Raw genomic sequence first — 11,563 nt, 5'->3', positions numbered from 1 at the left:
ACGGTAACGATTGCCTGCTGTGATATTTACCGTTTGCGAGGCAATCGAGTCAGCGAATGGCGTGTTTATGCCGATATGTCCCCCTGGAATGAATCTATTATGAACCAAGTAACTCTCGATAAAAATCAAAACTCTGAAGTATTTCCCGTAATTGTGGTGTTTGAAGTCGAGCCACTAGAGCAGCAGCAATTACTAGATGAAATTTCTCAATATCTCGAAAGTACAGTTAAGAAACAACCTGGTTTTATTTCTTCGAGCCTGCATAAAAGCCTGGATGGGAAAAGAGTCGTAAATTACGCTCAGTGGGAAAGTCCTGAGTTTTTTAAAGCTTCTTTAAATGGCAAGATGCGATCGCTCGAACCCCAAATATTCCAGCAAGTTTCGCCAGATGGACATATGTACGAAATCTACCACCAGTCTATAGCCAATTAAGGAGAGGTAAGAAATAGCACAGACAGTAAGTACGAATTTGCTCTCCTACAAAATCATCATCAAATAAATAATTTGAATAACTATGTTCGTTAAACCAGACAATAAGTTGGCTAAACCAAATAACAAATTGATGGCAGGTCGTGTAGTTTTGGTAACTGGAGCTAGTAGGGGAATTGGTGCAGCCACAGCCAAGTTACTAGCTTCTCAAGGTGCAGCCGTAGCAATTAACTATCACAGTAGTTCGGAAGCTGCTGCCTCAGTATTAAAAGAGATTCAAGCTGAAGGCGGTAAGGGTCTTACCATTCAGGCTGATGTTAAAGATGAAGCACAAGTTGCCGCAATGGTTCGACAAGTATCTGAGACATTTGGTTCGATTGATACTATTGTGCTGAACGCATCAATTAAGTTTGTTACTGCTAGTTTTGAAGCTTACCAGTGGTCAGACTTTGAAGCAAAGCTAGTAGGGGAAATAAAAGCTGCTTTTAATTGCTGTAAAGCAGTTACACCAACAATGATCGAGCGGGGTAAAGGATGCATCATCGCCGTTAGTAGTGCGGCTTCACGCTTGCCTAAAGAAGGTCTAATCGCTCACAATACTGCCAAGTCGGGAATTGATGCTTTTGTAAAAAGCCTGGCACTAGAACTTGGTCCTCATGGCATTCGCGTAAATGCCGTCGCACCTGGACTGACACAGACCGATACAGCCTCTACTATCCCCGAAGCTATCAAAGATACCGCACGGCAGATGACACCTCTCAGGAAGCTTGCCAAACCCGACGATATTGCTAAAGCTATTTTGCTGTTAGCTTCTTCTGAAGCAAATTTTATTACAGGAGCTTATTTGCCAGTTAGCGGAGGCATTCAAATGCTTTAGGTATCTTTCAAGCCATTTCGCTTTTTTTTAGCAATATCTCAAACAATTATTTTGTCAATAGGAGAAGATCGTGACAACAAATTCTAAAGGAAAAATTGCCGTACTAATTGAAGAACATTTTGATGGCACCGAATACCGTCGTTTTAATGAATATTTTCCCAGTAAAGGTTATGAGGTGGAATATATTTCTCATCTTTGGGGTAATAAGTCAATTCGTTTTGGTTCAAATCCCGAACATAACACCATCGAGGAACACGTTACCGTTACAACTGAAATTGAAGATGTCAAACCAGAAGATTATCAGGGAATTATTTGCATCGGTGCATACGCTATGGATCGCTTGAGATATCAGGTGAAGGTTGCTAAAGGTCAGAAAAATAACGCTCCTGCCGTAGTTTTTCTTCGCCAGGCGATCGCCAATCAAAATTTAAAAATAGGTGCTATCTGCCATAGTTTGTGGCTATTTTGCGCCGATCGCGAGCTACTGCAAAATCGTCGCGTAACCTGCGCTCACAATATAATTTGCGATGTAGAAAATGCAGGAGCCGAAATTGTTTATGACTGCGACGCTACAAAAGACTTAGTAATTGACGGCAATTTGATTACGGGTAGACATCCTGGAATGGTCGATTTGTTTATGGAGACTTTTGTTAAAGAGCTAGAAAAAGTCAAGTCATACGCATTAGTGTAACTGCCTTAAAGAAAATTTAGCGGCGTTGAAGATTTGATGTATAAAGTCTCGGTCGATCTTGTTTTATACACGGTCTTTCTTAGCATTATTAACTCGATCTTTATCTCAAATTCAGCAACGCCCTTTTTTGTCGTGCTTATACGAAATCCCAAAATGCTGCATATAATATAACCTTAGTAATTAAATAAGATCGGGACTTACGCACTCAAAGCCTGAAACCTCTATTTTGCGTTAGGTGAATATTAATTTAGACCACTCAAACCCCGATTCTTTGTACTCTAATCTTTGTTATTTTAAAAATTAACTTTTTTCAAAATTTTACATCTATACATTGTCTTGAAAATTGCAACTAACTCTATAAGTTTAAGAAGATAAATTAATATGACTCATAGCATAGGTAACACAGTTGGTGTAGAAGGAACAACTATCCCAACTGAAGTAGTCGAAGATTACTCCTTAGTCGAACAAGACGATTCTACTCGTCCTGCGGTATATGCCTCTGGTGACTTATATACATCTTTGTCTACTACCAGAGAAACAGACTTTGATTTCAACTTCTTTGATTTTTTTCTTCCCGTTAATGGTGGACCGCCACCTCACTATCATCCCTTCGAGCACGAAATTTGGCACGTAACCGACGGAGAATTCCAGTTTAATTTAGGCGATCGAGGCGAACTTGGTATCGTAGTACCTGAAGGAACAACAGTTTTTGGTCCAATCGATAGAACTCACGGATATCGCAATCTCGATTCAACCGCATCTCTAATTGGCGTGACCCCAGGAGCGAGAACTCTTTCCATGACTACTCCTGGAGCATTAGATCTGTTTTTTGATTTTTCAGCACTCTCTGTAGTAGATCGAGACGCACCCATACCCACCTTTGACGGTCCCCAACCAGAAGATTTTATCAACCTAGCTAAATTTTCTGCTAGAACCAATGCTGGAATTACTTTACTCGCTCTAGACCCAGATTATCAGCCACCAGAAGATGCTTTAGACTACTTACTAGTTTTACCAGAAAATGCTAAGGGCAAAGTAGTCAAAGAAGCCAAAAAACTCAATCGAATCAATGGTTTTAGCGTTTGGACTACTGGCGAACAAAAAGGACTACTACAAAGACCAACTTTTACTGGTGATTTCGATATCGAATATACTTCTCTAACCAGTTTGGAGGAATCGGGTGATAAATTCGCTTACGATCGCTTTGAACTCGCTCCAGAAACTACAGAAGATTTTCCCGATCCTGTAACTAGCGAAGATCATCAACTGTTTTACGTAGATGAAGGTAACTTAGCTGTTGAAATTGACGGTAAGGTAGAAGTTGCAGAAAAAAATACCTACGTCCATATTGCTCCAGAAAATGAATATGCGATCGCTAATTTTAGCGATGAACCTGTAGAAGCACTTTCAATTTCTATACCTACTGTAGATGAACCAGATTTAACTCAAGAACTTTTCCCTTCACCAGTAACACCATTGGGAAATATCCCTACTAATCGACAAGTTGTTCTCGGCGATGAAGCAGATTTTTATAGTAAAAGCGATCTAAGTCGCTGTCGAATTTTTGCTGGCGGTGGGGATGATGAAATTTATGTCAATAAAGAAGATGTGGTATCAGCAGAAGCAGGTGATGATTTTATTTTTGCTTCTGAGGGTCTGGGTCGCAATCGACTTTATGGTAATCAAGGAAATGATATCATCTTAGCCAGCACCAGCGATCGCGTTTTTGGTGGTGATGGTGATGATTATCTTAACGGTGCTATTGGCTCAGGTCGGTCGGGAGCAGAGGTTTCTAGTCGTAACTATCTTAATGGCGGGAATGGAAAAGATTATCTCATTGCTGGTAATGATAGTGAGCTACATGGAAGCAACGGCGACGATACTTTGCAGATTCGTGATGGTGGTGGTAATCTCCTCTATGGCGGAGCTGGTAGCGATGACTTTTGGCTGGCTAACGGACAGTTACCCGATGCTGTTGCTGTTAAATATCCTGAGAAAATTGACGCTCTTTTACCAAAGGGACTATCGCTTCCAGAATTGGCAGATACTCGCAACACCATCATGGACTTCGAGCTAGGAGTTGACAAAATTTACATAAGCGGAATTGAAGATGTATCTTTCTTTGAAGATCTGCAATTACTTCCAGCTTTTGGCGATTTTGGCAGTACCAGTATTGCCGCCGAATTCACCGAAAATGGCGCAAATAAAGACATATCTCTCGCTACTGTAACAGGAGTAATATTTAACGAATTTAGTGCCGAAGATTTTGTTTTTGTTTAGATCTAATGTATTTCTACTTCCAGGCTCTTGATTTGTTTTTCTCTGCTGACCTCTATTGTCCACCGTCAGCTTAACAATGTTGTGCTATTATCTCCACACAATTGAAGCATTTATCTATAAACGATAGTTTATTTATTTAAAGGCTTTATTTTTCGTACGATTCTGCTCATTGTCGGACGACTAATTCTGACTCCAGTTTGTTCGTACAGCATATTGCATAATTCTTGTAAAGTGGCATCATTACTGAGTTTTGCTAACTCTGCAACTAAATTTATCTGTTGGGAATTTAATTTTGGCAATCGTCCTCCTCGATTAGTTTTAGGAGTTATCGATCCAGTTTTCTTGTACTGTTTTAGTAATTTTTGTACGAAACTTTTACTTACTTTAAAGTCTTGAGCTATTTGTCTAATTGATGTTTTTCTTTCCAAATAAATATCAAGTATTTTTTGTCGTAGATCTTCAGAATATGGTTCCATTGTTGTCTATCGTAAGATAGAGTATTTTTTTGATGCGAGCGATATTATCTATCGAAAGATAGAACATTTTTTTTGATGTGTTCCAATGTACCTCAGCGATTTGAAAACTAACTTAAAATTTTTTAAAACGCTCTTAAAAACGGTTTTAGTAAGTATTTAATTTTACAAAATACTAAATGTTTTAGTAAGGGTAAATTTTTAGGTTTAAGTGTAATTTTTTTATGTAAAAAATATTACATTTTTTTTGATTTTGACAATTGTTTAAATAAATCGTCTTTGTTAGAGCAGGTATTTATTGTGAATCAGCAGAAACAAAAACGCAGTCGCGGCTTGATTTTTACCGATCGAGGCTTACAAAAACTTCAATCGGTGATATGTTTTGAAAATAAATATACTTATGAAGAATTAAGCGAAAAAACTGGGTTGGCTTACAACACGGTTTTTAAAGTATTAAAACGCCATCAAGGAGTTGACAAACGAACGCTAGTTAAATTTTTTATGACATTTAACTTAGAATTGACTGCAAGCGACTATACATTAGCAAATTTATCTCTAAATCATAGCAAAAAACTCGATCGTCAAGTAAAAAAATGGAACACTACAGTCGATCTTTCCAACTTCTACGGTAGAAATACAGAACTCCTGAAATTAAAACAATGGTTAGTAAAAGATAGATGTCGATTAGTAACACTTTATGGAATGGGAGGAGTAGGTAAAACATCTTTATCAATTAAACTAATAAATCAAATAAAAGAAGAATTTGATTGCGTGGTTTTTATTTCTTTAAAAGAATTTTTATTATTTGAAGAATTTTTGTCAAAATTATTACAAGCTTTTATTGGTAATAATAAATCGCTATTTATTAATTCATCAAAAAACATTAAAGATTGCTTTTTAGATTTGATCGACTATTTACGTCAACATCGATGTCTAATTGTCCTGGATGATGTAGAAGCAACGATGCAAGTAGAAAATTACTGTGGTTGCTATCAGGAAACATATAAAGAATTTGGACATTTAATAAAAAATATTGGTGAGATCGAACATCATAGCTGCTTTCTACTAATAAGTCGCGAATTACCTTGTGAAGCAGCAATTCTTGAGGGAAATACGTTGCCAATCCGTTGTTTTAAACTAAAGGGTTTAAAAGAGCATGAAGCAAGAAAAATTTTTAGAGAAAAAGAGATATTTGGAACAATTACTGAAGAAAATTTTGTTATTAAAAGTTATTCTGGTAATCCATTTGCATTAAAAACAATAGCTTTGACAATCAAAAACGATCACAGTGGCAACTTTAGTAACTTTCTACAACAAGAATACATTTTATGTAGTGAGATCGAAGAGCTTTTAAGTCAACAATATAAAAGACTATCGCCTTTAGAAAAAGCAATTTGTAAAAATTTGTCAAATTTTAATAAATCTCTCTCTGTTCTACAAATACAAAAAAACTTTCTTTTTTTAGCTACATTTACAGAAACAATGATCTGTTTAGAGTCATTGTTTAAAAGATCGCTTGTTGTCAATAAAATGGGTTTGTTTTCTTGCGAACCAGTTTTTGATAAATATTTAAACAGTTAGTATATTAATTTGCATAAAAAATTATCTATCTAAGTAATTATAAATGAACTCTAAAAAAATTAAACGTAGTCGTGGTATTGTACTAACACATAATGGTTGGCAAAAAATTCAAAAAGCCAAAACAGATTGGGAATTTAGAGATAATCAAGGATATAAAATTACTTTAGAAGAGTTAGGCGATCGCGCCGGACTAACTACTGCTACTCTCAGAAAAATACTGACACGCGATTGTGGAGTAGATAAACGCTCGATCGCAACTTTATTTTCAACATTAAACTTAGAATTAGAATCAAGCGATTATACTTCACCAAAATCGACTAAAACCATCGAGCGCAGGCTTACCATAAAACGTATTGATTGGGGCGAAGCTATTGACGTAACTAGTTTCCATGGACGAAGTTTGGAGTTGGCTACATTAAATAAATGGTTGTTAGAAGATAACTGTCGATTGATAACTATCATCGGAATGGGTGGAATTGGTAAAACAGCTTTATCAGTCAAACTAGCCGAACAAATTAAAGATAAATACGATTATCTTATCTGGCGATCGCTTAGAGACGCTCCGCCTATACAGGAAATTTTAAACAATATAATTCAATTTTTATGTGATAAGCAAGATATCGAAAACGAATTGCCAGAAAACTTAAATCAAAAACTATCTTTGTTAATTGAATGCTTGCGTTCATCGCGCTGTTTGATAATACTTGATAATGTAGAATCGATTTTATGTAACAGTAGTCGAGCGGGGATTTGCGAAGAAGAATATAAAGAATACGAGCGATTATTTCAACGAACGGCAGAATCAACACACCAAAGCTGCTTACTATTAACGTCGCGAGAAAAGCCCAAACAAGTATGCACCCTAGAAGGAGAAAAACTACCAGTTAGATCTTTACAGCTACATGGTTTTGATGAAAAAGAAGCAGAAAAGATTCTTAAAAACAAGGGACTTTCTGGCTCGCAAAGAGAAATAGCAAAACTAGTTTCTCATTATAGCGGTAATGCTTTAGCTTTGAAAATAATAGGGACAACTATTCGCGATTTATTTGGAGGAAAAATTTCTGAATTTCTCCAACAAAATATAGCTATTTTCGGTGATGTTCGCGATCTTTTAGATCGGCAATTTAATCGTTTAATAGATATTGAAAAAAAGATTATGTACTGGTTAGCGATTAATCGAGAGCCGATAACGCTATCTCAAATACAAGAAGATTTAGTTGATTCTGTTTCTATATCAACTTTGATTGAAGGTTTAGAATCATTGTCAAGGCGATGTTTGATCGATAAAACAGAATCCAGGGAAATTGAACCGAACGCTGAGTTTAGCTTTACCTTACAGTCAGTGGTAATGGAGTATGTAACTGGCAAGTTAATTGAAAGTGTGTGCGGAGAAATTGTCTATTCTAAAATAGAGCTATTTCGTTTTCATGCTCTAGTTAAAGCAACCGCTAAAGACTATATTAAAAATACGCAAATAAGACTTATTCTTCAGCCCGTTATCAATAACTTATTAAATATTTTGAAAGGTAAAAAAAATTTTGAAAATCAACTCAAGCAAATTATAACAACCACACAAGAAATATCGCCACTCGAACCAGGATATACAGCAGGAAATATTATTAATTTATTTTGTCATTTAGGAACGGATTTAAAAGGCTATGATTTCTCGAATTTGTGTATCTGGCAAGCAGATTTACAGAATATATGCCTACATGATGTAAATTTTCAATATTCCGATCTCTCTAAAACTGTTTTTTGTGAAACTTTTGGTGGAATAATATCTGTTGCTTTTAGTCCTGATGGAGAAATTTTAGCTGCCGGGGATAGCAACGGCGATATTCATTTATGGAGAGTTGCAGATAGTCGCCCCTTAAATACATTCCGAGGTCATACGAGCTGGGTAACATCGCTTAATTTCAGTCCCAATAATATGTTGCTTGCTAGTGGCAGTAGTGATAGTAACGTAAAGTTATGGAATATTAAAACTGGTGAATGTCTCAAAACTTTAGAAGAAAATCGAGGTGAAGTTTGGTCTGTTGTTTTTAGCCCTAATGGCGAGATGCTAGCAAGCGGTAGTGATGACTGCACAATTAGAATATGGAAAACTAGCACGACCGAATGTATAAAAGTTTTTCAAGAACATACAAGCTGGGTTACATCTATTGCTTTTTGTTTTGATGGCAATAGGCTAGCTAGTGGAAGTGATGACCGCACAATTAGATTATGGGATATTAATACTGGTAAATGTCTGAAAATATTTCAAGGACATAGCGATGGAGTTCGTTCAATTGCTTTTAGCCGTGACAATCAAATTTTAGTAAGTGGCAGCGACGATCGCACAATTAAAATATGGAATGCTAACACTAGTGAATGCCTTAGAACTCTAGATGGACATTCAAATAGAGTATTTTCTGTAGCCTTTAGCTCAAAAGGAGACATTGTAGCTAGTGGTAGTCACGACCAAACAGTAAAAATATGGAGTACCAATACAGGGAAATGTATCTATACTTTTCAAGAGCATTCTAATTGGGTATTTTCTGTAGCTTTCAATCCAGAAGGAAATATCTTAGCTAGTGGTAGTCGCGACCAAACAGTCAAATTATTAAATCTTAATAAAAATAAATATATAAAAACTTTTCAAGGGTATTCTAATCAAATTTTGTCAGTTTGTTTTAGTCCAGACAGAAAAAAGTTAGCAAGTGGTAGTCAAGATCGAACAATTAGATTATGGGATATTAATACTGGCGAATGTATTAAAATACTTCAGGGACATTCTAATTGGGTTTACTCTATAGCTTTTAGTCCACAGGGAGATCGCTTAATAAGTGGTAGTGAAGACAAAACTATCAAATTATGGGATATTAATACCAAGCAATGCTTGAAAACATTTGAGGGACATAATTCTTCGGTTAGATCGGTAGCTTTCAGTCCCAACGGTAAGATTTTTGCAAGTAGTGGAGAAGATAATTTATTAAAGCTTTGGGATACCAATAGTGGTCAAGTTCTAAAAACTTTAACAGAACATAATGGAGCAATTTGGTCAATTGCCTTTAGCCCAGATGGTAAAACTTTGGCGAGCGGTTCGTTCGATCGAACAATTAAATTGTGGGACGTTAATACTGGTAGATGTTTGAAAACATTAGCAGAGCATGAAACATGGGTTTGGTCAATTGCTTTTAGTCCAGATGGTAAAACTTTAGCGAGTTCGAGCCCAGATGAAACTATAAAACTCTGGAATATTAAAACTGGTGAATGCAAGAAAAATCTGAGACTACCTACTGGCTGGTTACTTTCAATAGCTTTTAGTAAAGATGGTCACAAACTCGCTGCGAGCAGTCAAGATTGTACTATCAAGCTCTGGGATGTTAACAGCCATAAATTAATCAACACTTTTTTAGGACACAAAAACGGCTATATATGGTCGGTTGCCTTTTGTTCGGATAGCAAAATTATAGCCAGTGGGAGCGAAGACGAAACAATTAGGCTTTGGAATATCGAAACTGGGAACTGTTATAAAATATTGAAAATAGAAGGGTTATACAAAGGGCTAAATCTAGAAAGATCTACTGGTTTATCAGAGTCAACTATATTAGGTTTAAAAAAACTAGGCATCGTTGACTTGACTTAATTTTTATTTCTTTGAATGTTCACAAAAACTGTATTAATTAGTAAACCAATTGATACTTAATTAAGTCCTGACCAGTAGATCCTTAAGTTTGCTCAAAAAATTTAAGCAAAGTGCTAAAGATATTAAAAGTCACTAAATAGCTCTAGCCATTAAAACTTCATGCTCGGTTTCATCTTTATTTAAAAGATCTTTCCATTCTTTGTCAAACTCAATTTCTTCTATAAGTTTATCGCTGTCTTTGCCAACAAAATCAATAGAATTTGGGCTTTTTTGATTTTCTAAGTGTTGCTCAATTGCAGGCTCAAAAGACTCATTTTTAGACGATGACTTAATTGGAAGTGCTTCTAAAGATAAGATAATAGCGCAAGAACTCAATAGAGTTAGAAGACTAAAAGATTGTTTTCTGTTGCTTTTGGGAAATTTCATAATATTCTCCTTAGATAGTTGTTGTCTGGGTAAAGTTTTTTAGACCTTGTTACTAGTTTGTGTTTTTCAGATTATTTCTACTGAAGCCTGCTCGATTTCAAAGTTGCTAATTGTCGCTGAAGTTCTTCTTCGGATGGATAATCGTTCTCTATCGAACTGAAATATATCTTGGCTGTCTCATAGCAGGCGATCGCAACTTGGTTGCGTTCTTCCAAAGTTAGTCCTGCAACTAGTTCAATTGTTTCTTCAACATGTTCTGCATCGCTGCCAATAGAACTGTGAACCCGCAAACAGCGAGTGGCGTTAGTATCTAATGGCATTCGCGCCTGTACGGCTGCAATATGTTTTTCGCCAATTACAAGCGCAATACGTTCTAACGTATATGAATATCCCACACAACCAATTGGATCTAAAGTTTGCACATTTAGAATAAAGTAATCTGATAGAGTTTTGGCTGATGGTGGAACAAAAGCTTTTACTACAGCTTCAGCTTCATATCCTAGAGACTGAATATCGAGCAGGGCAAGTCGGTCGTGTCCTGATTCTTCGACAGCTTTTTGTGCTGCCCATTCCGCTAAAAGTTCGCGTCCCTGAATAGAAAAAATTCGCGATGCTTCTTTCATTAATTGTGGCGTGAAGTGAGAGAGATGATATTGACTTGCTAAACTCCAAATCCATGTTGCAGGAGTTAGAATAGGAAGTTTTTGGCTCGAATTAGCCGCACGTTTGCCAAGCACAATCGCAGTATCGAGAAGATTTTTTGTTGTCGCGATACTACTTGAATTATTTGACGACAGAGCAATAAAATTGCTACTTTTGTCAAAAGCGGGTCGATATATCCAAACCCGTTCGGCGGTTGCCAATATTATTTTATTGGGCGCAAGCTTCACCCATTCTAATTTTGAATTGTTTTGTTGAATTTGCTCCAATAATACAGTTTCTTTTTCTTCAACTTTGGAATCAACACTTGCTTCAGTTTTTTCTACCATATTTGTATTTAGAGTGTTACAAAAAAAATGTATCAAATGAAGTTGATAAATTCAGAGAGTGTAAAACTTACTGATTCAGTATTAGAAAAAAACTTCGCAGTGTGCAAAGTAAAATTTTTGTATTCTAATAAGTATATATTCTCGATACTTTTAAAAAATATCTACGCAAGATAAGAAAGATAAGAAAAG

The 11,563-nt window shown here is 36.2% G+C and carries 9 protein-coding genes; 6 read left to right on the top strand and 3 right to left on the bottom strand.

Annotation, left to right across the window (positions count from 1 at the left end):
- From KV40_RS05995 to KV40_RS05980, 4 genes are all read left to right on the top strand, one after another.
- The coding region (locus tag KV40_RS05995; RefSeq protein ID WP_172657238.1) for an antibiotic biosynthesis monooxygenase family protein at window positions 1-432 on the top strand (432 nt) is incomplete at its 5' end.
- Window positions 433-514: 82 nt separating this feature from the next.
- Window positions 515-1,306 carry an SDR family NAD(P)-dependent oxidoreductase gene (locus tag KV40_RS05990; protein WP_216595544.1) on the top strand — a complete coding sequence of 264 codons (792 nt, stop codon included), beginning with the start codon at window positions 515-517 and terminating at the stop codon, window positions 1,304-1,306.
- 70 nt (window positions 1,307-1,376) lie between these two features.
- Window positions 1,377-1,997, top strand: coding sequence for a DJ-1/PfpI family protein (locus KV40_RS05985; protein WP_036478898.1), 621 nt, complete (start codon window positions 1,377-1,379; stop codon window positions 1,995-1,997).
- A 381-nt stretch (window positions 1,998-2,378) separates the two neighbouring features.
- Complete coding sequence (locus tag KV40_RS05980; RefSeq protein ID WP_036478896.1) at window positions 2,379-4,277, top strand: cupin domain-containing protein; 1,899 nt, start codon at window positions 2,379-2,381, stop codon at window positions 4,275-4,277.
- Between the two features lie 128 nt (window positions 4,278-4,405).
- Here the strand turns inward: KV40_RS05980 and KV40_RS05975 are convergent, their stop codons facing one another.
- Window positions 4,406-4,753 carry a helix-turn-helix domain-containing protein gene (locus KV40_RS05975; protein WP_036478893.1) on the bottom strand — a complete coding sequence of 116 codons (348 nt, stop codon included), beginning with the start codon at window positions 4,751-4,753 and terminating at the stop codon, window positions 4,406-4,408.
- 297 nt (window positions 4,754-5,050) lie between these two features.
- Between KV40_RS05975 and KV40_RS05970 the strand changes: the two genes are divergently transcribed.
- Together KV40_RS05970 and KV40_RS05965 are read left to right on the top strand one after the other, a co-directional pair.
- On the top strand, window positions 5,051-6,331 hold the full coding sequence (locus tag KV40_RS05970) for an NB-ARC domain-containing protein (protein ID WP_052055406.1): 1,281 nt from the start codon (window positions 5,051-5,053) through the stop codon (window positions 6,329-6,331).
- Between the two features lie 43 nt (window positions 6,332-6,374).
- On the top strand, window positions 6,375-9,959 hold the full coding sequence (locus tag KV40_RS05965; protein ID WP_036478891.1) for an NB-ARC domain-containing protein: 3,585 nt from the start codon (window positions 6,375-6,377) through the stop codon (window positions 9,957-9,959).
- A gap of 132 nt (window positions 9,960-10,091) precedes the next feature.
- Here KV40_RS05965 and KV40_RS05960 read toward each other — a convergent pair whose 3' ends face one another.
- Window positions 10,092-10,385 carry a hypothetical protein gene (locus KV40_RS05960; protein WP_036478889.1) on the bottom strand — a complete coding sequence of 98 codons (294 nt, stop codon included), beginning with the start codon at window positions 10,383-10,385 and terminating at the stop codon, window positions 10,092-10,094.
- 77 nt (window positions 10,386-10,462) lie between these two features.
- Window positions 10,463-11,374, bottom strand: a complete 912-nt coding sequence (locus tag KV40_RS05955) for an iron-containing redox enzyme family protein (protein WP_216595543.1) — start codon at window positions 11,372-11,374, stop codon at window positions 10,463-10,465.
- Between the last annotated feature and the right edge of the window lie 189 nt (window positions 11,375-11,563).

The organism is Myxosarcina sp. GI1 (assembly GCF_000756305.1).
Lineage (GTDB): Bacteria > Cyanobacteriota > Cyanobacteriia > Cyanobacteriales > Xenococcaceae > Myxosarcina.
This window is presented reverse-complemented; position numbering and strand designations above follow the sequence as displayed.